Source organism: Segatella maculosa OT 289, assembly GCF_000243015.1.
GTDB lineage: Bacteria > Bacteroidota > Bacteroidia > Bacteroidales > Bacteroidaceae > Prevotella > Prevotella maculosa.
Genome location: NZ_JH594501.1, coordinates 115,128 through 138,426, shown reverse-complemented (window position 1 = coordinate 138,426; position 23,299 = coordinate 115,128). Strand labels below are relative to the sequence as shown.

The following is a 23,299-nucleotide window of genomic DNA, read 5'->3' as shown; positions in this document are numbered from 1 at the left end:
CATCAAGCTCACACTCCCCTCCTTTGGAGGGGCCGGGGGAGGCCTCCATTCTATGAAAGAAAAAGACATTATATTGGCAGCACGCGTCATCAGCATGGTATTCACACCGTTCTACCTGCCCATGGTGGGCCTTGCCGCGTTGTTTCTCTTCAGTTATTTGGGTCTCATGCCATGGGGGTACAAACTCACGGTGCTGGGTCTTGTCTATCTGTTCACCATACTTTTGCCCACTTTTTTAATACGTCTTTACCGCCATTATCAAGGATGGAAGCCGTTCGACCTTATCGTTCGGGAGCGAAGAATGGTGCCTTATGTCATCTCTATCGTGTGCTATTCGGTGTGCTACTACCTTATGAGCATGGCTCATATCCCTCATTTCATGGGCAGTATCCTTGTGGCTGCCGTGTTAATACAGGTAGTTTGTGCCCTCATCAACACGTGGTGGAAGGTCTCAGTGCATGAAGCTGCCATCGGAGGTGTAACAGGTGCGCTGCTTGCCTTTGCCATTATCTTCACCTTCGACCCCATTTGGTGGTTCTGTTTGACTCTTTTTCTCTCGGGAATCGTGGGCACCAGTCGCATGATGTTACGCCAACACTCGCTCTCACAGATAGTGGTCGGGTGGTTTATCGGCTGCGTTCTCGCCTTTCTGACAATCGCCATGGTATAGAAAATCAATGAAAGTAAATAATAAACTCATCAAAACAATACAATTATGACACCTATCATCAGTATCATCATGGGCAGCACAAGCGACATGCCTGTTATGGAAAAAGCCTGTAAATGGCTCAACGATAATGCTATTCCGTTTGAAGTGAACGCACTTTCTGCCCACCGTACGCCCGAAGCCGTAGAGACTTTCGCCCGCAATGCCAAGCAAAGAGGCATTAAAGTCATTATTGCTGCGGCCGGAATGTCGGCTGCCTTGCCCGGCGTTATCGCTGCTTCTACGCCGCTTCCTGTCATCGGTGTGCCTATAAAAGGCATGCTCGACGGACTCGATGCCATGCTTTCTATCATTCAAATGCCGCCGGGTATTCCCGTTGCAACAGTGGGAGTGAACGCCGCACAGAATGCCGCTATCCTCGCAACTCAGATGATTGCCCTCACAGATGAGGCCATTGCAGCCAAGATCGACGCTTGGAAAGCAGTCTTAGGTGATAAGATTGAGCAGGCAAATGAGAAGCTGAAGGCAGTGAAATACGAGTATAAGTGTAATTAGAGCGGCCGTAGCAAGCTACCAATCTTATGAATATCGACTTATTTCAATACAAACGACGGGAAACAACCACCGTACATGTGGGTGCCATTGATATGGGGAGTGAGTTCCCCATACGCGTGCAAAGCATGACAACCACCAACACCAACGACACGGAAGCATGCGTCCGACAGGCCGAAGAGATTATCGAAGCGGGCGGAGAACTGGTGCGTTTGACCACACAAGGCACGCGCGAAGCCGAAAATCTGAAGCATATCAATGCGCAACTGCGTGCTGATGGCTACCAAACACCATTGGTTGCCGACGTTCATTTCAACCCGAATGTGGCCGATGTTGCTGCACTTTACGCCGAGAAAGTACGCATTAATCCGGGCAATTACGTTGATCCTGCCCGCAAATTCATCGTGCATGAGTACACCGATGAGGCCTATGCTACGGAGTTAAACAAGATAGATGACCGCTTTGTTCCATTCCTTAACATCTGTAAAGCCAACCATACTGCAGTACGAATTGGCGTAAATCACGGCAGTTTAAGCGACAGAATACGCAACCGTTACGGCGATACACCTGCGGGAATCGTGGAGAGTTGCATGGAATTCTTACGCATTTGCAAACGCGAATCCTTTGATAATGTGGTCATATCTATCAAGTCATCGAACACCGTTATCATGGTTCTTGCAGTGCGATTGCTGGTAGATCGCATGGCAAAAGAGGGCATAAAGTACCCGCTACATCTGGGCGTTACCGAGGCAGGAGAGGGAGAAGATGGACGCATAAAGAGTGCTGTTGGCATCGGAGCGCTGCTGGCTGACGGCATCGGAGACACCATTCGGGTGAGTCTAAGCGAGGAACCTGCAGCCGAAATACCTGTTGCCCGTCATCTTGTTGAATACATCGGGCGACGCGAAGGCCACCTTCTTGTGCCCGGAACGCAGGCAAAAAGCTTCAATTGGTTGCAGCCCGAACGTCGCTTCACCCGTGCCGTTTGTGGCATAGGTGGCAGCAATGTGCCCGTTGTCATCGCTTCTTCACCGAGCGAAAACAAGCAGGAAGCAGATTATATCTACGTAGGTCAGGAGCTGAAAGCGCGTAAGAAAGGATGCAAATACATTCTCGATTACGACCAATATATGGCACTTAACGACACAACAAACGTCTATCCTATCTTCCCGGTGACTGCAATTCCGTTCATAGGTATGGTGAAAGCCGACCTAAAGTTCCTTGTTTTGCAATTCGGAACACCAACAGATGAATATCTTACTTGCCTTAAACTGCACCCCGAAATCGTGGTCGTTTGCACGAGTAATCATCAAAACAAGACGGCAGAACAGCGGGCCTTGGTGCACGAAATGTGGGAGAACGGTGTTCATAATCCCGTCGTCTTCGCCCAAATGTACCGGCACACAGCGGCCGAAAAGAGCGATTTTCAACTCGAAGCGGCAGCAGACATGGGCGCATTAATGATTGATGGACTCACCGACGGACTGTGGTTGATGAACGATGGCGACCTCTCTCAAAGCGTCATCACCGACACTTCATTCGGCATTTTGCAGGCAGCTCGCCTCCGAACCAGCAAGACCGAATACATCAGTTGCCCTGGTTGTGGACGCACGCTCTATGAACTTCGCGAGACGATTGCCCGCATTCGCGAAGCTACCAAGGACATGAAAGGACTCAAAATAGGTATTATGGGCTGTATAGTCAACGGTCCCGGCGAGATGGCCGACGCCGATTACGGTTACGTAGGCGCAGGAATCAACCGCGTAAGTCTATACAGAAAACAGGTTTGTGTGGAGAAAAACATTCCACAAGAAGTGGCCGTAGAGCACTTGTTGGCCCTCATTCGGAAGGACAGAGCCCAAAACAAACAAGGAACGCCTGCCGAATAAAAGGCCTAAACCCATCATTTTTATTGTCCATCAAAACGAAACAAACATGTACACAGCTGACGTTTCACGCTATACACACGACATTTACCGTCGTTGCGGCATGAGTGGTATCTTGCTACCTAAGCTTTCTTTGGGCTTTTGGCACAACTTCGGAGCCATCGATTCCTATGAAAGAAGCCGCCAAATTGCCCATTATGCCTTCGATCATGGCATCATTCATTTCGATTTGGCCAACAACTATGGACCTTCATATGGCTCAGCCGAAGAGACAATGGGACGTTTGATGGACGACAGTTTCAGGCCTTATCGCGATGAACTCTTCATTGCTACGAAGGCAGGATACGACATGTGGCCCGGTCCATACGGTAATTGGGGCTCGCGAAAGCACCTCATGGCGAGCCTTGAACAAAGTCTTCAGCGAATGCATCTCGACCATGTAGACCTCTTTTACAGCCACCGTTTCGACCCGAACACGCCCATGGAAGAGACGTTGCAGGCCATGGTAGACATCGTTAAACAGGGAAAAGCGCGTTATTTAGGCATCAGTCGTTGGCCATTGAAAGCATTTGAATTTGCAAATCAATACTTGTCACAACGCGATGTGCCCCTACTGATCTATCAAGGAAGGCTCAATATGCTTAACAAGGAGGTCATCGACAACGGTATTCTCGACTATTGCAAACATAAAAACATTGGTTTTATCGGCTTTTCTCCATTGGCTCAAGGCCTACTCACTGACCGTTATCTTCATGGAAACATACCTACTGACAGCAGAATGGCCAAAGAAAAGTTCTTAAAGCACGACGCATTGACACCCGAATTGCTGCATCAATTGCACGAATGGAATAAGGAAGCCACTGAAAACGGACTTTCCTTGGCCGAAAGAGCCCTTGATTGGGTGCTCGAACAAGAGGGAGTGACGAGCGTCATCGTAGGTGCCAGTTCGGTAGAACAGCTTGAAAAGAATATGAAAGCAGCTTATAACCGTCAAAATAAGAATTAGTTTGCATTTCAATGATTGTTGTTCGGTATGTAGGGACGCACGGCTCGTGCGTCCGCTCAAGGGGAATAATAAATAAATGCATAAGATTAATAGAGCGGACGCACGAGCCGTGTGTCCCTACATGCATTCGAACAGTTTGAGGTAACGGCGATATTGATAATCAACGACTTGCATCTTGCTTTTTAATATGGCCCATTTTGCGCGCTAAAATGGGTCATATTAGCGTGTAATATGGCTGAAATTACACGGCAAAATAGCTGGGATTAAATCGCAAGATGAATGAAACAAAAAAGCAGGATAAATTTGGTTGCAATCCAATAGGAACCCATAAACCACTCCATCTCCATTCATTAGAATGGAAAAAACGGGTGTTCAGGCCTTCCCGTTCAATATTTTTTTGATGTCGTTGAGCTTGTTAAGGGCCTCAACAGGCGTGAGATTGTTCACATCGAGGCCGAGGATTTCGTCGCGAATTTGCTCTAATACAGGGTCATCAAGGCGGAAAAAGCTCAGTTCCATGCCCTCTCTGTGCTCTGCTATCTTGGCTGTATTAGGCTTTCCTGCACGTCCTACGCCGGCATTATCGGCCTCCAATTCCTTCAATATCACGTTGGCTCGCTTCACTATTGAGCGTGGCATGCCCGCAATCTCAGCCACATGAATGCCGAAACTGTGTTCGCTGCCACCTTTCATCAGCTTGCGCAGGAAGATAATCTTGCCATCTATCTCTTTCACGCTCACGTTATAATTTTTAATGCGATGGAAGTTCTTTTCCATCTCATTGAGTTCATGATAGTGTGTGGCGAAAAGTGTGCGCGCACGTGCCTTAGGTTGTTCGTGAAGATACTCCACAATGGCCCACGCAATGCTGATACCATCGTAGGTACTTGTGCCTCTTCCCAACTCATCGAACAGCACAAGACTCTTTGAAGACACGTTGTTAAGGATGTTAGAAGCCTCAGTCATCTCGACCATGAACGTGGATTCGCCCAACGAAATGTTGTCGCTGGCTCCTACGCGCGTGAATATTTTGTCCACAAGTCCGATATTTGCCCGCTCAGCAGGGACGAAACAACCCACTTGAGCAAGCAAAACAATGAGGGCCGTTTGGCGAAGTAACGCCGATTTTCCGGCCATATTAGGCCCCGTTATCATCATCACTTGCTGCTTTTCCGTGTCAAGATAGACGTCATTGGGCACATAACGCTCGCCCAAAGGCAGCTGGGTTTCAATCACAGGATGGCGACCTTGACGGATATCTATCACCTCGCTGTCGTCTATGACAGGTCGGATATAACCGTTATCTTCAGACGTTTTGGCGAAACTCAGCAGACAATCGATGCGTGCCAACAGGTTTGCATTGATTTGAATCTGCGGAATGAAGTCTTGCATGGCCAATATCAGCTCACTGAACAGGCGTGCTTCCAACGCAAGAATTTTCTCGTCGGCACCGAGTATCTTGTCTTCGTATTCTTTAAGCTCTTGTGTGATGTACCGTTCGGCCTGCGCCAGTGTCTGTTTGCGTACCCATGTGTTGGGAACCTTGCTTTTAAAGGTGTTACGTACCTCAAGATAATAGCCGAAAACATTGTTATAACCCACTTTTAAGCTTGTTATTCCCGTCTTTTCTGCCTCTCTTTCCTGAATATTCAGCACGTAATCCTTACTGTTTTTGCTTAAAGCACGCAGCTCATCCAGCTCTTCATTGCAACCATCGGCTATGACATCGCCCTTCGCAATCAGCTGCGGAGGGTCGGGTTGTATCTCTTTTTCGATTCGATTTTTGATGCTTTCACAGAGGTTCAGCTGCTCTCCTATGCGCTTCAAAGCCTCATTTTCGGCATAAAGACAAGCCTCTTTGATGGGCCTAACAGCGTCAAGTGCATTCCTTAACTGAACCACTTCGCGCGGCGAAACACGTCCAACTGCCACCTTAGATATAATGCGTTCGAGGTCTCCCACACGGTGAAGTTGCTCGTTAATAAGCTGCCTGAACTCCGGTTTTTGGAAGAAATAGTCGACGATATCCAGCCGTTCTGTGATGGGAAATACGTCTTTTAAGGGGAAAACAAGCCAGCGCCTGAGCATTCGGCCGCCCATAGCTGTGACCGTTTTATCAATGACATTGAGTAGTGAACTGCCGTCTTCTTGCATCGGAGACACCAGTTCTAACGAGCGAATTGTAAAGCGATCGAGACGCACATACTTCTCTTCTTCGATGCGAGATAGCGAAGTGATGTGGTTAATATGTGTGTGTTGGGTCAGTTCAAGATACTCCAATACGGCTCCACTTGCAATGATTCCGTTCTTCAAATGGTCTACACCGAAGCCTTTGAGCGACTTTGTTCCGAAATGTTTCAGCAGTTTTTGGTGTGCACTTTGGTCGGAAAAGACCCAGTCATCCATTTCAAACACGCAGTATTTCGTACCAAAAAAGCGTTCAAAATCCTTTTTATGCTCACGGTTGTAGAGCACTTCTTTGGGCTGAAAGTTGCCCAACATCTTCTCAACATAGTCGTATGAGCCTTCTCCTGTGAGGAATTCTCCCGTCGAAATGTCCAAGAAACTCACGCCGCAAGAAGCCTTTCCGAAGTGCACGGCAGCCAGAAAATTGTTCTCTTTGTAGTTCAATACGGTGTCAGTCATAGCTACTCCGGGCGTCACAAGCTCTGTAATGCCACGCTTAACCATCTTATCCATCTCCGTAAGACCCTTCTTTCCCTTGATTTGTTCACGCTTTTTTTTCGGGTCTTCCAGCTGATCACAGATGGCAACACGCTTGCCGGCACGAATCAGTTTAGGCAGATAAGTGTCCAAGGCATGATGAGGAAATCCCGCCATCTCCACTGAATTCTCAGCAGAATTATTACGTTTGGTCAGCGTGATGCCCAAGATGCCCGCCGAAACCACGGCATCTTCGCCATAAGTTTCATAGAAATCGCCACAACGAAACAGCATCAATGCACCGGGATGCTTGGCTTTCATCGAGAAAAACTGCTTCATCATGGGCGTCAGGCCCTTATCGTTTGCTGCCATAATCTATCGCGTAATGATTGAATTCCATTGAATGTACAAAATTACTGAAATTCAATTGAAAGGGAATATAATTTAGGAAGCGTTAACGATTGATAGTCTTTTGAAGTTTAAAGCCATTCAACCGACGACCATCGCAAACCTTAAACCCAACGCATTGGCTATTTGTAGGAAGGTAGATAGTTGCATATCGCTGTTACCTCGCTCGATTTGCGAGATATATTCTCGTTTTTTTCCTATCTTTTCTGCCAATTGTTGTTGTGTAAGTTTTTGTGCTTTACGTTGCTCTCTCAGCAGTTCGGCATAGTAATAAGTATTGGCACGCGCTTCAAAATCCTTTCGTTTAGGTGTTCCTTCCACGCCATATTTCTCATTAAAATACTCACTTGAAGTTCGCAACTTAGCCAATTTGTCTCTATTTAATGTTATCATTATCATTCCTCCATATAGTTTTTAATTATTTTTTCAGCTTTCTTTATTTCGCTTTTATATTGCTTTTTATCTTTCTTTTGAAAAGAATTCAAATACAAAACACATGAACATTGATTAAAACTTTCAGCATCTATTGCAAAGAGAATAGTACGATATTCATTACTTCCCATTGATATTCGTGCCTCATAGAAGTCACTTCCTTCCAGCTTCTTAACGAACTTACTATTTACAACAGGCTGTGTTCTTATTATATGTGACACATAATCAAACTTTTCTTGAAGCTTTTTATCCAACTTCTTATAGTAAGTTTCGTACGATTCAGAGTAGAATATTTCCCTTAATTGTTCCATTGCAAAAGTAAATAATTCATTTTATATCTCAAAACAATATGGAATATATTTATTCCATAATTATATTATTCTTTTATTTGTTTATCATTTAAAGTTAGACAACAGGAGGTGAGATTACAAAGTTACGGAAACTTAATCAAAACGATATAGGAATTATAAAGCATTAACTATAGCTTTGTATTGTATTTTTAGAAAGATACGCCCGGCGCTTTATTCTTTTTATATTTCAATATTTTAAAAGAAAGAAAATAAAAGAGTAAGAATAATGGGTGTGGATATGTCGATAAAAAGTCAAGGAATAATTTGCTTGTTTCATTATCAACATCAAATAAGCGGTTATCAACGCTATTATTGATTATTTTTCAATGAATATCAATGGCATATATAGCTTTTCCACTTAAATGACGGAATAGGTATGATTTGATAAGTTGATAAATATTTCAATGCTGAAAACGTGGAAAAGCAAAAGAAAACTGCTGTATAAGAGGGTTGATATCCACGAGATTTATGGGGGAGGGGGGAAGGTTGTGAATAACAATCAAGTTATAAACAAGATTATCTATGCTTTTTCAGCAGGCTTATCAACACTTATTGTGGATAAATATTTGTGATTATGAAAATAAATATCTATTTTTGCAGTATTAACCTAAGTGTAAAATAGATAGTAATCATATGTCTTTCACACAACATTGCAACAAGATATTCAATCAAGCCATTGGTGATTATCACGTAAAAGACTACATCAATGCCCCTATTTGTAACCCTTTTAAAGAGGGAACCATTGAAAATCGCCTCTATCTGAAGTGTTGGATAGATACCGTTCAGTGGCATTTTGAAGACATAATCCGCGATCCCAGGATTGATCCTGCAGAGGCTTTGACTCTCAAAAGACGCATCGATAAGAGCAATCAAGACCGAACTGACTTGGTAGAACAGATTGATTCGTATTTCAGAGACTTATATAAAGAGGTGAAAGTTCAGCCAAATGCACGCATCAATACGGAGAGTCCGGCTTGGGCAGTGGACCGTTTGAGCATTCTTGCCTTGAAGATTTACCATATGAAAGAGCAGGCTGAGCGTACCGATGCCACAGCCGAACACATTGAAAAGTGCAAGGCTAAGCTGGCTGTTTTAATGGAGCAGCAGGTTGATTTAAGTACGGCCATCGACCAATTGCTTGAGGATATTGCGGCAGGTAGGAAATATATGAAGGTATATCGGCAGATGAAGATGTATAACGATGCCGATACGAACCCCGTGTTATATAAGAAATAGGAGGTAGAAACATAGCCGAAACATTGATATGTTAACCCAATCACCCTGCAACATGCAGGAAATAGGGGTCTGATACGATGAAACATCTTCTCATTATCCGCTTTTCTGCCATGGGCGATGTAGCCATGATGCTTCCCGTTGTGGCTTCGTTGGCACACCAATATCCTGATCTTCGTGTTACAGTGTTGAGCAAACCGTTTGCTCGTCCATTCTTTGAAGGACTCGATAACATTCGTTTCATGGCTGCCGACATTAAAAACGAATATCAAGGTTTTAACGGTTTGAATGCACTTTATCGCAGATTGTTGGCAAAAAACTTCACCGATGTAGCCGATTTCCATGATGTGTTGCGCACAAAATACCTGCGGTTGCGTTTCTTCCTCGGTGGTTTCCGCGTGGCACATATCGATAAACACCGCAAAGGAAAGCGACTGTTGTGTCGGAAAAAAGATAAAGTAAAAGTACAGCAGCCCACATCTTTTGAAAACTATGCAGCGGTATTGGCCCGTTTGGGCTATCCCGTAAAGTTGGATTTTCAGTCGGTTTTCCCTACCGAAGGGGGAAATCTGCGTCGGCTTCCGACTGTAATAGGCGAGAAAAAGGAGTTCCAGCGGTGGATAGGTATTGCCCCGTTTGCTGCCCATAAGGGTAAGATTTATCCCTTGGAAAAGATGGAAAAGGTTATTGAAAAGCTCATTCAGCTTTACCCTTCCTGTCGTATTTTCCTTTTTGGTGGTGGCGGGAAAGAGCGAGAAGTGCTTGATGCGTGGGCCAAGAACTATGCCAATTGCATGAATGCTTCGGCACTTTTGAACGGAATAGGCGACGAATTGATACTCATGAGCCATTTAGATGTGATGTTAAGCATGGATAGTGGCAACATGCACTTGGCCTCGTTGGTAGGCACAAGAGTGGTAAGTGTCTGGGGAGCCACGCATCCTTTCGCCGGTTTCATGGGCTGGAACCAACGCAAAACAGATGCCGTTCAGTTGGATATGCCCTGCCGTCCCTGTTCCGTTTATGGCAATAAGCCTTGTTTCCGAGGCGATTATGCTTGCATGAACGATATCGATTACGAACAAATTGTGGTACATGTGCAACGTATTTTCGATTAAAAAGGCATCTATTATTGACAATATACATTGGAAAATCATGGCTATTATAACGGAATAAAAATGGAAAAAACGCGTGATTTATTGCACAATGTGGGGGTATTTGTGCAAGGTAAGGTGCTTTTTTGTATAAAATATTTGCGGAATTGAAAATAAATTTGTTCCTTTGCACGCAGTTTTTCATTAAGAAATTAATTTATAATCATTTTAAAATTAACTATTATGGCAGAAATTGAAAGCAAGGTTAAAGCTATTATCGTAGACAAACTCGGTGTTGACGAGGCTGAAGTTAAGCCCGAAGCAAGCTTCACAAACGATCTTGGTGCAGACTCTTTGGATACCGTAGAGCTGATTATGGAGTTCGAAAAAGAGTTTGGTATCTCTATTCCTGACGACAAAGCAGAGACCATTCAGACTGTAGGTGATGCTATTAAGTACATCGAAGAAAACGCAAAGTAATAGGATAGCTTAGATTATTTTGCAAATCATAAGATTAGGGATTAGTGATTAAGGATTGGGTTACAACCTGTTGTGCCCGGTCACTAATCCCTAATCCCTAATCAATTTTTTATATATATGGAATTAAAAAGAGTAGTAGTAACAGGTTTGGGAGCTGTTACACCGGTTGGTAACACGCCAGAAGAGACTTGGAAAAACCTGCTTGAAGGCAAGAGTGGAGCTGCACCAATCACCCATTTCGATACAACATTGTTTAAAACCAAGTTTGCCTGCGAGGTAAAAGACTTGAATTTGAATGACTATATCGACCGTAAAGAGGCCCGAAAGATGGACCGTTATTGTCAATTGGCAATGGTAAGTGCCGCTCAAGGCATCAAAGATGCCGGTCTCGATTTGGAGAAAGAGGATCTAAACCGTATCGGTGTGGTCTACGGAGTGGGCATCGGTGGCATTCAAACTTTCCAAGATGAGGTGACATATTACGGACAACACGTTGCTGATGGACCTAAATTCAATCCCTTTTTCATACCGAAAATGATTGCAGATATAGCTGCTGGGCAGATAAGTATACAGTATGGGTTCCACGGTCCCAACTATACTACGACCAGTGCTTGCGCATCTTCGAGCAATGCTTTAGCTGATGCGTTCAATCTTATCCGCTTGGGAAAGGCCGATATCATTGTAAGTGGCGGTGCAGAAGCAGCCATCTGCGAATGCGGAGTGGGCGGTTTTAACGCCATGCATGCCTTATCTACGCGCAATGAAGACCCCGAACATGCGAGCCGTCCCTTTAGTGCAAGCCGCGATGGTTTCGTGATGGGAGAGGGAGCGGGCTGTTTAATACTCGAAGAAATGGACCATGCAAAGGCACGAGGTGCAAGGATTTACGCCGAAATGGTAGGCGAAGGAGCAAGTGCCGACGCCCATCATATCACCGCTTCTCACCCGGAAGGCCTCGGTGCAAAGCTTGTTATGATGAACGCACTCAAGGATGCTGGCTTGCAACCTGAGGACATTGACTACATCAACGTGCATGGAACGTCTACTCCAGTGGGTGATATTTCAGAGGCAAAAGCCATAAAAGACGTCTTTGGAGCCCATGCCTATGAACTCAATATCAGTTCAACAAAGAGCATGACCGGCCACCTTTTGGGTGCTGCAGGAGCTGTTGAAGCGATGGTTTGTGTGCTGAGTGTGAAGCATAACATAGTGCCTCCGACCATCAATCACGCAGAAGGTGACGACGATGAGCAACTGGATTACAAATTAAACTTCACTTTCAACAAGGCTCAAAAGCGTGAAGTGCGTGCGGCATTGAGCAACACTTTCGGCTTTGGAGGACATAACTGCTGCGTTGTTTTCAAGAAATATGCTGAATAATATCATTGATAGAATAAGGCTTCCTTTCCGAAAAGAGAAGGAGCTTTATTCGTCTTTACGTTCCATTCTCGGCTTTTTTCCACACGATATCAGCTACTATAAGCTGGCATTAATGCATAAAAGTGTGATGCGACGCAATGCAAAAGGGAAGCCAGTTAACAACGAACGACTTGAGTTTTTGGGTGATGCTATCCTCGATGCCATTGTAGGTGACATCGTTTACCAGCACTTTCCGGGTAAGAGAGAGGGCTTTCTTACCAACACACGCTCCAAACTTGTGCAGCGAGAAACGCTGAATAAGCTGGCCAAAGAGCTTGGAATTAGCCGATTAATCCTTAGCAATGGGCGTAGCTCTTCACATAATAATTACATGGGAGGCAATGCTTTTGAGGCACTTGTTGGGGCCATTTATCTCGACAAGGGCTATGATGCTTGCATGCGTTTTATGAAGAACCGCATCCTTGCTCAGATGATTAACATCGACAAAGTGGCCTACAAAGAGGTGAATTTCAAGAGCAAACTCATCGAATGGAGCCAGAAAAACCGCGTTCGTCTCGACTTTAATATCCTCGAACAAGGTAAAGACAAGAACGGAAGTCCGATGTTCAACTATCGGGTTGTCATTGAAGGTGTAGACGGATGCAACGGTGTTGGCTACAGCAAAAAAGAGAGTCAGCAACTCGCCAGCAAGCTTACTTTAGAGCGATTGCGCAAAGAACCGAAGTTCATTGACGCCGTATTCGTTGCCAAAGCCGACCGCACAAAGATGGAAGAAGAGCCGGTTGAGAACGTGCCGAGCACGGATGAGGCCGACAATTTCATCATTCCTCAAAGCAAAGATGACAAACTTCCGGAGGAAAAACACGAAAACGTGTTCCGCGAAACCGTTTATGAGGACAGGCCAAGTCGCAACCGTCGTCGTTCACCCATGTACAAAACCGAGAAAGAATCGGCAGAACAAAAACCCGAAAAGGATAAAGACGAGTTCGATTTGAGCGACATCAGTGCGCGAAAGCAGAGCGATGAAGAAATCATTGCTGCTGCCGAAGCCGCCGCTTTCAAAGAATAAGTATATTCAAACGGGCTGTTTTATTCCGTTTCCGAATGAAATAAAATAGCGATACCAATAGAAGAAGCCATAAAATATAGCCGTATTTTATGGCTTTTTCTATTTTTTTGCGAAGAAAATGAAGGTAAAATAGGGTGCAAATCAGTTTATTTTCCCATTAAAATGGGGTGGGGTGGAAATCAAAAATGAGTATATGGAACTATAATCTTGATTTTATGATTTTCTTTTACAAACGCTTTCGCATAACTCGCGTATTTGAAACGGAAGCACAGATGATTAGGAATAGAAGCCGTATTTTACGCTTTTATAAACCATTAAAAACCAAATGATTGAATAAAACAATGCAATCTGCGAAGCAAAACTCGCTGTTTTGCAGACCGATTGTATGGACTTTGCAAGCTGAAATCAGTCGTTTTGTGTGGTTATTTCAATCATTTTCCTATGTAATACGGTCATGATAAGCATGTAGGGACGCACGGCTCGTACGTCCGTTCCATCAACATTGAAAGGTATATACATGTGGTTTAATGAGCGGACGCACGGACCGTGCGTCCCTACATGCATACGAGCATTTAACTTGTCCACCCGTTTACTTGTGTATTGTTAACTGAAGCGGGGAGCGGACGCACGAGCCGTGCGTCCCTACATACATCATATTGAAAACCAATATCAGCCATATTACCGCACAATGTCAGCCATATTGCGCGGTAAAGTGGGTGATATTGCACGACGATATGGCTGATATTGCCAACTGCGATGAGGAGAACGGAAAAGTAAAACGATGGAAAACGGCTTGTAAAAAACGGATAATTGAGTTCGGAGGTCGGTCATTCTTGCTTTTAATTTCTATTTCATGGCACTCCGAAGTGTTAAAATTAGCGCACATTTTTTTACAAAACAAATTTCCATTCATTTATGGCAAGATTTTAAAATAAATGATATATATTTGCAGAAATATTACGAATAACTCGAAACAAAAACAAATCATGGACACATTTTCAAAAAAATTCTCTTTAGAAGGTAAGGTGGCTTTGGTCACAGGTGGTGCTTATGGCATCGGATTTGCCATTGCTGAGGCCTACGCAAAGGCTGGGGCAAAGGTGGCATTCAACTGTCGTAGTGAGCAACATCTTGCGCAAGCGTTGGCCGACTACAAGGCCAAAGGCATCGATGCCCGCGGATATATTGCCGATGTCACCGACGAATCGCAGGTTAAAACGCTCGTCAATACGATTGAAAAAGAGCTCGGAACGATTGATATTCTCGTCAACAACGCCGGCATCATCAAGCGTATTCCGATGGAAGAGATGAGCGTGGAGGACTTCAGACAGGTGATAGACATCGACCTCAACGCTCCTTTTATCGTCTCAAAAGCCGTCATTCCGGGTATGAAACGAAAGGGACACGGAAAGATTATCAATATTTGTTCGATGATGAGTGAGCTGGGTCGCGAGACAGTCAGCGCGTATGCGGCAGCCAAAGGCGGCCTGAAAATGCTCACACGCAATATATGTTCGGAGTTCGGCGAGCACAACATACAGTGCAACGGTATTGGTCCGGGCTACATAGCTACGCCACAAACCGCTCCACTTCGCCAGAAACAACCCGACGGAAGCCGCCATCCTTTCGACCGATTCATCATCAGTAAGACCCCGGCTGCACGTTGGGGAACGCCTGAAGACCTGATGGGACCGGCCGTTTTCTTGGCTTCTGACGCCAGCGACTTTGTGAATGGCCATATTCTCTATGTGGACGGCGGCATCTTGGCCTACATTGGCAAGCAACCGTAAGGCCACGAGGAGCAAGGAGTGCGGAAATCAGGCCGTAATCAGGCCAATATGATAAACCGTTTGACCGCATGTAGGGACGCACGAACCGTGCGTCCGCTCAATAATTCACGTGTATATGTTTTTCAATTTTGATGTAGGGACGCACAATTCGTGTGTCCCTACATGCTTATTGCATTTTTTATGTACTATCAAACGGCTTTCGTGAGGGTATAGGAGCACACGGCCTGTGCGTCTGACCACTGTTGTTTCCTTTTGTATCAACTCTATTTAAATATGAAATGGCAGGGGTAGAGGGCTGGTAACCATAGATTTTTGGGTAAACTCCTTGGTGGAAAGGCATAAAAATCATAACTTTGCAAACGTATTCGTATCAGGATTACAGCGACATAGGGTGTATTCAGCAGTGCAAAGTCCCTGTTTCGCTGTACAATAAAGAACAAAACGTAATGAAACACAACCGATTTTTAATTGCAGGCCTATTGGCTTTACTCCCCATTTTCGGTTTTTCGGCCGACCAATATCAATCCATCATCGTCTCAACCCATGCTTCTTCAAAGACAGCTGCCGTTAATTTGGCCCTGAAAATGGCTTCCGATCAGGCCCACGATGTGCTTCTGCACGCACAACAACAGGATAATAACGTCAAATCAAGCAAGCCGCAATCCAGTTCGCCCGTGCAGGCAGGGAGGCAAGTTGACCTTTATTGCGAGGAATTATCCGACAAATCGTTCTTCGTTGTGATGCGTGCAGCCGTCAATCTCTCGCAACTTTCAGCGGCAATGGTGGCCAAAGGAGAAGGCGAAGTGGCACGAACTGCATTGGAAAGCAAGGCAACCAAACGGCAATTTCAAGAGCTCAACAGCCGTAACGAGACGGAAATCATCAACGCACTCTTCAAACATTTGGGCGAGATGCGGCCGCTTTTTGACTATAAGATAGCGATAGGGAAGAAGCTGATTCCGGCTGAAAACAACAGCTATATGCGTGCAGCTACGGTTTATCTCTACTCAAATGAGAATACAAACCGCTTTGCTAAGATGTATATTTCCACCTTTTCGCTCATCTCGATGCGCAAAGATGAACAGAAAACCGACCGGCTCTTGAACCGTTATCACTTTACTTTCTATCTGCCAAACGGGCAAGAAGTAATCCTGCGCAACAATTATCGGCGCGACAATGACAATGTTATCACTGACAAATTGGCCAAATTGATTTCCAAACGTGCCGAAAGTTATGCCATTGCCGACAATGTGAACAACCCGACAAAGCTGAAAATCATTGACGGAGGAAGTGAACTTTACACCCGAACAAGGCATAAAGTGGGGCGCATTGCAGGCAGTATCGGACGTGTTATTGGTGGAGCTGCAGTGGTACTTGCCACGGGTGGAGCCGGTTGGGGACTGATGTCGTCGGACAGTGCACCCACTAAAGTGATTCGAATGTTTGATTATAAGGAAACATTTTCAGCTTCGGACGCAAGCAAAGTGGGTGAATTTGATCACGGACTTTATATCCCCTCCAATAAACTCAACACTTATACAGACTTCAAAGTCGTGTCTATTTTTCGCCAATAAGCCTTTGCAATATGGAAAATAGTTTGTAACTTTGCAAGCAAGTTAATAGATTATGTATAACAATTGTGGAAAAATTTGGCTGCTTGCAACCACATAAAAAAATGCTAAAACTGCAAAATCCTCTCTGATTTTACGGTTACTTGGTGTTGTTCCACGCTAAAAAGTAATGGAAAATGAGTTATTTATTCTCTTCAGAGTCAGTGTCCGAGGGACATCCTGACAAGGTTTCCGACCAAATTTCGGACGCATTGCTCGACCAGTTTCTGGCTTACGACGCGCAATCTCACTGCGCCATCGAGACGTTTTGCACCACGGGACAAGTTGTTATCATGGGCGAAGTGCGCTCAAAGGAGTATATCGACCTGCAAACCATCGCCCGAAACACCATCAAAAAGATTGGTTATACCAAGGCAGAGTATCAGTTTGACGGCAATTCATGCGGCATTTTGACGGCCATTCACGAGCAGAGCGATGATATCAATCGTGGTGTGAGCCGACAAAATGAAGACGAACAAGGGGCAGGAGACCAAGGAATGATGTTTGGTTATGCCACTATCGAAACCGAGGACTACATGCCTGTGTCGCTTTATCTGTCACATTTGCTGATGCGTACGCTGGCCGAAATCCGTCACGAGGGCAAATTGATGCCTTATCTACGCCCCGACGCCAAGAGTCAAGTGACGATTGAATACAACGACGCTGGTATTCCGCAACGAATCGACACGATTGTCGTGAGTACACAGCATGATGCGTTCCTCAATGATGATGAAGCTATGCTCAATAAAATCAAAGAAGACGTCATCAACATTCTTATTCCGCGCGTGAAAAGCCGTTTAGGCGAGAAAGTATTAGCCTTGTTCAATGACAATATCAAGTATCTCGTCAACCCGACGGGTAAGTTTGTCATCGGAGGTCCGCATGGTGACACCGGACTTACAGGCCGTAAGATCATAGTTGATACATATGGCGGCAAAGGAGCACACGGTGGAGGAGCCTTTTCGGGTAAAGATCCGTCGAAGGTTGACCGCTCTGCGGCCTATGCTGCACGCTATATCGCCAAGAATATGGTAGCGGCGGGCGTCGCAGACGAGATGCTTGTGCAGTTGGCTTACGCTATTGGCGTGGCTAAACCGGTCAGTGTGTATGTCGATACCTATGGTCGGAGCAACGTAAAGATGAGCGATGGCGAGATTGCAAGGCAAATTGAACGACTGTTCGACCTCCGTCCGCACGCTATTGAGCGTATGTTGAAGCTGAGACAGCCGATGTATTTGGAAACGGCAGCCTATGGACACATGGGAAGACGTAATGAAGTGGTGAAAAAGACCTTTACTAGCAGGTATCATGAGCCGAAAACCATCGATGTGGAGCTGTTCACGTGGGAGAAACTCGACCGTGTGGCCGACATTAAACAGGCATTTAATCTGTAAATTCATGTACCGAAAGAGACGGAAAGCGCGTGTTTCCGTCCCTTTTTCATCATAATAGAATGATACAACAAGGAGATTCCATCGCACAAGCAGCACTGTCGGAAGGTGTTCCCGAGGCCGAAGCGCTCGTACATCGGCAACCTACGCCGGCCGAAGTGCTGAGTTGGCTGCCCAAGAACGCCACGCCGGCCCAACAAGATTCGGCCATTCAGGCCCATATCAAGCCGAGCGAGATTCATTGGAGCAGCCGTCCTGACACGCTACACCTGCCGGGTCAGCCCGTAGGGAAGAGCTGGCGGGACGTGAGTCTCCCGAAATACTACAAAGAATCATTCTTTTCGCGTTCCCCTTTGTTCCATCCTGAGCTACCGGGTGGGCGAATGGGCGTTGCAGGAGACCCCATTCCGTATTCCGTTGCAGCGGACAACGTGATAACGGGGCTTCTTTTGGCTTGCTTTGTCATTGGTATAGTGGCCTTCAGAAAGTCGCGTGGCTTCATCGGACGGCAGGCAAAGCACTTCTTCTACGTGCAACACGGCGAGACAACGGCCGTTACTGAGACGGCAAGCGAGCTTCGTTTCCAGTTTTTCTTGATGCTTCAGACGTGTCTTCAGCTGGCGTTGCTGTTCTTTTTTCACACACGTGCCACCCTTAGCGACACGTTTATCGTCGACCAATACCAAGTAATCGGGTGGTTCTCTGGTGCGTTTCTGGTTTATTTCCTATTGAAGATAGTGATTTACACGGTGACCAATCTGACCTTTTTCGACCGTAAGCGGAACGAACAATGGCTCAAGTCGATTCTCTTTATCGTGTCGATAGAGGGCCTGTTGCTATTCCCTGCGAGCACATTGGTGGCCTATTTCGGTCTCCAAGTAGACCATGCTATGGTCTATACCTTTGTGGTTATCGTCCTACTTAAAATCATGTTGTTCTGCAAGAGCTATCTTATCTTTTTCAAACAAAACGGAAGTTATGTGCAGAATATTTTGTACTTTTGCACCCTTGAAGTCATGCCTGTGCTCGCTTTATGGGGAACCTTGGCAACAATTAACGCATATTTGAAAATCAATTTTTAGGATATAATGATAAAGAAGATTTTGATTTCTCAACCAAAACCAGCCAGTGACAAGTCACCTTACTATGACATTGCGCGGGAATATGGCACGGAAATGGTGTTCAGACCATTCTTTAAGGTTGAAGGAATCTCCTCTAAAGAATTCAGACAGCAGAAGATTAGCCTGCTTGATCACACGGCAGTGGTGTTCACTTCGCGTCATGCTATCGACAATTATTTCAAATTAGCCAAGGAATTACGCATCACTATACCCGAAGATATGAAGTATTTCTGCCTCATAGAGACTGTTGCTCTCTACATACAGAAGTATGTTCAGTATCGCAAACGCAAGGTCTTTTTCGGCACAAATGGTAAGATTGACGGGCTGATACCGCTGATGTTGAAGCACAAGAACGAGAAATATCTCGTGCCATTGAGCAGTGTTCACAATGATGACATCAAGAATGTGCTCGACAATAAGAAGCTGAAACACAGCGAATGTGTGATGTATAGCACGGTAAGCAACGACTTCTCGGCCGCAGAAAAGACCGCTTTCGACTACGATATGGTGGTGTTCTTCAGTCCGACGGGCGTTAAAGCACTCAAAAAGAACTTCCCTGATTTCGAACAAGGCGACATTAAGATTGCTGCATTCGGGCCTGCGACGGCCAAAGAGGTGGAAGCGCAAGGCTTGCACATCGACCTTGTGGCGCCCAGTAAGGAATATCCCTCGATGACGGCGGCCTTGAAGGCTTATTTGGAAGCGCAAAAATAAAAGCCTAACAGGTGGATATGGTCACGATTCACTCGGAAAGACTGCCCAAAGAGGAGCGCGTCAGTAGTAAAAAGACCATTGACAGGCTCTTTAATGGCGGAAAAAGCCACTCCATGTCAGCCTTCCCGTTACGCGTGGTCTATATGCTAATGACGGAAGATGGCCCACAACGGCTTCCCAAGACGCAATTACTGGTCAGTGTGCCTAAGAAATGCTTCAAACAAGCCGTTAAACGCAATCGCGTAAAGCGTCAGATAAGGGAGGCATATCGCCGAAATCGCCAGTTCGTGGCCGATAAAATGGAAGACGGAAAAAGCATGGTAATGGCCTTCATCTGGCTCGATGACAAGCTCCAATCGTCGGAAATCGTCACCCGAAAGGTTGTCAATCTGTTGCAACGCATTGGTGAAAAGCTATGAACATGGCTAAAACGATATGGCAAGGTGCAATGAAACTCCTCGTATGGTTGTTGCTGTTGCCCGTTTGGTTCTACCAACATGTCATCTCACCCCTCACACCTCCGTCGTGCAGGTTCACGCCAACGTGCTCCGAATACGCCCGACAAGCACTGCTGAAGCACGGCCCTTTCAAGGGATTGGCATTGGCCGTGTGGCGCATTCTGAGGTGCAATCCATGGGGCGGAAGCGGTTATGACCCCGTGCCATAAGTGCTGTGAGCAGCCCCCGACAAGCATATAAATAAACAATGTGGGATAGATTGGAAAGCAACTTCCCGCGTTTTTAATTGGAAAAAACATGATAAAGAATTTCGTTGAAGAGCTGAAATGGCGTGGTATGCTGGCACAAATCATGCCGGGAACGGAAGAGTATCTGCAAAGTCACATGGTTTCGGCTTACTTGGGCACCGACCCAACCGCCGATTCCCTGCACATCGGCCACCTTTGCGGCATCATGATGCTGCGCCATTTGCAGCGTTGCGGCCATAAACCTTACTTGCTTGTGGGTGGCGCAACAGGCATGATAGGCGACCCTTCGGGTAAAAGTCAGGAGCGAAACCTGCTGGATTCCGAGACATTATACCACAATCAAGAGGCCATCAAGAGGCAAGTTGCAAAGTTTCTTGACTTCGATGGCAGCGAACCCAACAAGGCTGAGCTGGTCAATAACTACGATTGGATGAAGGAGTTTACCTTTCTTGACTTTGCAAGAGAGGTGGGCAAGCACATCACCGTCAACTACATGATGGCCAAAGACAGCGTACAGAAGCGCTTGAACGGCGAAGCTCACGACGGACTTTCGTTCACCGAGTTCACCTATCAGCTGCTTCAGGGCTACGATTTCCTTTATCTCTATCAGCATCATGGCGTGCGTTTGCAGCTCGGAGGCAATGACCAATGGGGCAATATGACCACGGGAACCGAACTGATTCGCCGCACTTTGGGCAATGAAGCCGAGGCTTTCTGTCTCACCTGTCCGTTGATTACGAAGGCAGATGGACGGAAATTCGGCAAAACAGAGAGTGGAAACGTGTGGCTCGACCGCAATCGAACGACGCCATATGCCTTCTATCAGTTCTGGCTCAACGTCAGTGACGACGATGCCCAACGCTATATCAAGATCTTTACCGACCTTGATAAGGAGACCATTGAGGCGCTTGTGGCCGACCATCTGCAGGACCCGGGCCGCCGAACACTCCAAAAACGACTCGCAGAAGAGGTCACAACGATGGTTCATTCAAAGGAAGACCTCGACATGGCCATTGCCGCCAGCAACATACTCTTTGGGAAAGCCACCAAAGAAAGCTTGGAACGGCTCGACGAAGCAACGCTCAACGATGTCTTCAACGACGTACCTCACTACACCATTGACCGCTCCTTGCTGGGTTCACCGGCTGTAGACGTGTTCAATCAAGAGGGAATGGACATCTTCCCCAGTAAGAGTGAGATGCGAAAATTGGTCAAAGGGGGTGGCGTGAGCCTCAATAAAGAAAAGCTCGATACCTTCGATCGCCCCGTAACGGTTGCCGACCTCATCGACGAAAAATATCTCCTTGTGCAGCGAGGTAAGAAGAATTACTATCTTATCACGGTCAAATAAGATTTCATTTGTATGACGATAAAAAAGTCTGCAGGGCACATTACCTTGCAGATTTTTTTATATCTTTGTCCCATAAACCTGAATTTCACGACATGAAACGGCCATTTATCACTTCGTTGTTCCTCATTCTCGCCCTCACAAGCATGGCGCAGGCGTCCAAAAACTATATCACGCCCGACTGGAAACATATCGAACAGCTTTGCACTTCGCGTCCCGACAGCATACGATTGCTGGTGGAAAGGGTCGCAACCCCAACGCCCGAGCAGCCACCGACCATGGCGGAATGCGTGCTGGCCTACTGCGGTCAGAGCTATATCAGCCTTGGAAAGGAAAACGCCAACGAGCAGAAAATGAATAAAGCCCTGCAGAATAAAGAAACAGCCAAAGCCATTCAGCTGGCTGATAAAGTGCTTGCTGTGAATCCGCTCAACCTCTCTGCCCTGCTTGTCAAAGCCCAATTGTGCCGCGATGGCTGGCCTTTTGCAACAGATACGCCTGTTCCCAAGAACACAGGTTACGGCGCTTTGCTCGTTTTCCAGCGGCTTCTTGAGGCTATTGCCGCCACGGGTGACGGCTCACATGCGCATCCTTTCGTGGTCACATCAGTGCCCGATGAATATCATTTACTGCGCGAATACCTTGGAATACAACGTGTCAAGGGGCAAGCATTGGTGGGACATTGCGACATTCTCACGCTTGGTGGGGTGAGCGAACGCTATGATAAGTCCACCATTCACTTCGATATCACGCGCGAGATGGAGCTTCTGACGTTGCTTTTCAAGGGAAAGTAACGGGCAAGGAGCCGCAAAAAGTCGGCTGAAAATTTGGTGGTAGGCGAAAAAACCACTACCTTTGCGCGCAGATTGTCCTATGGTGTAATGGTAGCACTACAGTTTTTGGTTCTGTCAGTGGTGGTTCGAGTCCGCCTGGGACAACAAAAAGCGTCGGAAGATGGAGTTTTCAATCATCCGACGCTTTTCGTTTTACCCCGCTGTTTGGCCTATATTGATGGCCCATTCAAGAATTCATGAGGAGGAATTGACGTTTGATGTTAGCCCACTTGATAAATGATGGGGACAAACAAGAAGGAGGTAAGGGATAAACCGCATCGGGGCTTCGTTGTTTATGCAGCAAATGTGCTACTTGCTTCCCTGCTATCATATACCGATTTGCTTTGAATGGCAAACAAATATGTATGGTTAATGGAGCGGACGCACGCACCGTTCGTCCCTACATACGTTCAAGCTGATAATCAATGGCTTACACCTTGTGTTTCAATCTCAGCCATATCGCGTGGTAAAATGGCTGAGATTGCGCGGTAAAATGACCCATATTAGCGTGCAAAATGGCTGAGATTGAAATGCAATATAGTTGACAGTTGACGAGTAAACAAAT

At 46.0% G+C, this 23,299-nt stretch carries 21 protein-coding genes and 1 tRNA gene; 19 read left to right on the top strand and 3 right to left on the bottom strand.

The genetic code is table 11. The features are described 5' to 3' along the window. Window positions 1–52: 52 nt before the first annotated feature. Genes HMPREF9944_RS02855 through HMPREF9944_RS02840 form a run of 4 tightly spaced genes read left to right on the top strand, consistent with a single transcriptional unit; the run spans window position 53 to window position 4,111 of the window. Window positions 53–670 carry a phosphatase PAP2 family protein gene (locus HMPREF9944_RS02855; protein ID WP_008564336.1) on the top strand — a complete coding sequence of 206 codons (618 nt, stop codon included), beginning with the start codon at window positions 53–55 and terminating at the stop codon, window positions 668–670. A gap of 45 nt (window positions 671–715) precedes the next feature. Continuing rightward, window positions 716–1,222: a 5-(carboxyamino)imidazole ribonucleotide mutase gene (purE, locus tag HMPREF9944_RS02850; RefSeq protein ID WP_008564335.1), complete on the top strand. Its 507-nt coding sequence runs from the start codon at window positions 716–718 to the stop codon at window positions 1,220–1,222. A 26-nt stretch (window positions 1,223–1,248) separates the two neighbouring features. After that, on the top strand, window positions 1,249–3,108 hold the full coding sequence (locus tag HMPREF9944_RS02845; RefSeq protein ID WP_008564334.1) for a 4-hydroxy-3-methylbut-2-en-1-yl diphosphate synthase: 1,860 nt from the start codon (window positions 1,249–1,251) through the stop codon (window positions 3,106–3,108). Window positions 3,109–3,154: 46 nt separating this feature from the next. Further along, entirely contained in the window at window positions 3,155–4,111 is a 957-nt protein-coding gene (locus tag HMPREF9944_RS02840) for an aldo/keto reductase (protein ID WP_008564333.1), read from the top strand. Window positions 4,112–4,483: 372 nt separating this feature from the next. Here the strand turns inward: HMPREF9944_RS02840 and mutS are convergent, their stop codons facing one another. From mutS to HMPREF9944_RS02825, 3 genes are all read right to left on the bottom strand, one after another. After that, complete coding sequence (mutS, locus tag HMPREF9944_RS02835; RefSeq protein ID WP_008564331.1) at window positions 4,484–7,147, bottom strand: DNA mismatch repair protein MutS; 2,664 nt, start codon at window positions 7,145–7,147, stop codon at window positions 4,484–4,486. 117 nt (window positions 7,148–7,264) lie between these two features. Further along, complete coding sequence (locus HMPREF9944_RS02830; protein WP_044113324.1) at window positions 7,265–7,576, bottom strand: helix-turn-helix domain-containing protein; 312 nt, start codon at window positions 7,574–7,576, stop codon at window positions 7,265–7,267. Window positions 7,577–7,578: 2 nt separating this feature from the next. After that, window positions 7,579–7,869 carry a type II toxin-antitoxin system RelE/ParE family toxin gene (locus HMPREF9944_RS02825; RefSeq protein WP_238315295.1) on the bottom strand — a complete coding sequence of 97 codons (291 nt, stop codon included), beginning with the start codon at window positions 7,867–7,869 and terminating at the stop codon, window positions 7,579–7,581. Window positions 7,870–8,598: 729 nt separating this feature from the next. On the opposite strand from HMPREF9944_RS02825, the gene HMPREF9944_RS02820 reads away from it, so the two are divergent. The 15 genes from HMPREF9944_RS02820 (at window position 8,599) to HMPREF9944_RS02745 (ending at window position 22,839) form a co-directional block, all read left to right on the top strand. Continuing rightward, window positions 8,599–9,201: a DUF4254 domain-containing protein gene (locus HMPREF9944_RS02820; RefSeq protein WP_008564327.1), complete on the top strand. Its 603-nt coding sequence runs from the start codon at window positions 8,599–8,601 to the stop codon at window positions 9,199–9,201. A gap of 77 nt (window positions 9,202–9,278) precedes the next feature. Beyond that, complete coding sequence (locus HMPREF9944_RS02815) at window positions 9,279–10,316, top strand: glycosyltransferase family 9 protein (RefSeq protein WP_008564326.1); 1,038 nt, start codon at window positions 9,279–9,281, stop codon at window positions 10,314–10,316. 219 nt (window positions 10,317–10,535) lie between these two features. Next, window positions 10,536–10,772, top strand: coding sequence for an acyl carrier protein (locus tag HMPREF9944_RS02810; RefSeq protein ID WP_008564325.1), 237 nt, complete (start codon window positions 10,536–10,538; stop codon window positions 10,770–10,772). A gap of 117 nt (window positions 10,773–10,889) precedes the next feature. Next, window positions 10,890–12,152 (top strand): beta-ketoacyl-ACP synthase II, encoded by a 1,263-nt coding sequence (fabF, locus tag HMPREF9944_RS02805; RefSeq protein ID WP_008564324.1) that lies wholly within the window; start codon window positions 10,890–10,892, stop codon window positions 12,150–12,152. Next, on the top strand, window positions 12,142–13,221 hold the full coding sequence (rnc, locus tag HMPREF9944_RS02800) for a ribonuclease III (protein ID WP_008564323.1): 1,080 nt from the start codon (window positions 12,142–12,144) through the stop codon (window positions 13,219–13,221). Before fabF ends, rnc begins: the two co-directional genes overlap by 11 nt. A gap of 986 nt (window positions 13,222–14,207) precedes the next feature. Beyond that, window positions 14,208–15,011 carry a gluconate 5-dehydrogenase gene (locus tag HMPREF9944_RS02790; RefSeq protein WP_008564321.1) on the top strand — a complete coding sequence of 268 codons (804 nt, stop codon included), beginning with the start codon at window positions 14,208–14,210 and terminating at the stop codon, window positions 15,009–15,011. 446 nt (window positions 15,012–15,457) lie between these two features. After that, the gene (locus HMPREF9944_RS02785) at window positions 15,458–16,585 is read left to right on the top strand and encodes a hypothetical protein (RefSeq protein ID WP_008564320.1); all 1,128 of its coding nucleotides are present in this window, start codon (window positions 15,458–15,460) and stop codon (window positions 16,583–16,585) included. Between the two features lie 173 nt (window positions 16,586–16,758). Then, window positions 16,759–18,015: a methionine adenosyltransferase gene (gene metK, locus HMPREF9944_RS02780; protein WP_008564319.1), complete on the top strand. Its 1,257-nt coding sequence runs from the start codon at window positions 16,759–16,761 to the stop codon at window positions 18,013–18,015. Window positions 18,016–18,074: 59 nt separating this feature from the next. Beyond that, a complete protein-coding gene (locus HMPREF9944_RS02775; protein WP_008564318.1) occupies window positions 18,075–19,094 on the top strand; it encodes a DUF4271 domain-containing protein in 1,020 nt (339 codons plus the stop codon). Between the two features lie 6 nt (window positions 19,095–19,100). Then, window positions 19,101–19,847 carry a uroporphyrinogen-III synthase gene (locus HMPREF9944_RS02770; RefSeq protein ID WP_008564317.1) on the top strand — a complete coding sequence of 249 codons (747 nt, stop codon included), beginning with the start codon at window positions 19,101–19,103 and terminating at the stop codon, window positions 19,845–19,847. A gap of 17 nt (window positions 19,848–19,864) precedes the next feature. After that, entirely contained in the window at window positions 19,865–20,266 is a 402-nt protein-coding gene (gene rnpA, locus HMPREF9944_RS02765) for a ribonuclease P protein component (RefSeq protein WP_008564316.1), read from the top strand. Beyond that, window positions 20,263–20,514 carry a membrane protein insertion efficiency factor YidD gene (gene yidD / locus HMPREF9944_RS02760; protein ID WP_008564315.1) on the top strand — a complete coding sequence of 84 codons (252 nt, stop codon included), beginning with the start codon at window positions 20,263–20,265 and terminating at the stop codon, window positions 20,512–20,514. Before rnpA ends, yidD begins: the two co-directional genes overlap by 4 nt. A gap of 88 nt (window positions 20,515–20,602) precedes the next feature. After that, complete coding sequence (tyrS, locus tag HMPREF9944_RS02755; RefSeq protein ID WP_008564314.1) at window positions 20,603–21,904, top strand: tyrosine--tRNA ligase; 1,302 nt, start codon at window positions 20,603–20,605, stop codon at window positions 21,902–21,904. A 92-nt stretch (window positions 21,905–21,996) separates the two neighbouring features. Beyond that, complete coding sequence (locus HMPREF9944_RS02750) at window positions 21,997–22,695, top strand: DUF4919 domain-containing protein (protein ID WP_008564313.1); 699 nt, start codon at window positions 21,997–21,999, stop codon at window positions 22,693–22,695. A 73-nt stretch (window positions 22,696–22,768) separates the two neighbouring features. Continuing rightward, window positions 22,769–22,839 (top strand) — tRNA-Gln (locus tag HMPREF9944_RS02745). Window positions 22,840–23,299 lie beyond the last annotated feature (460 nt).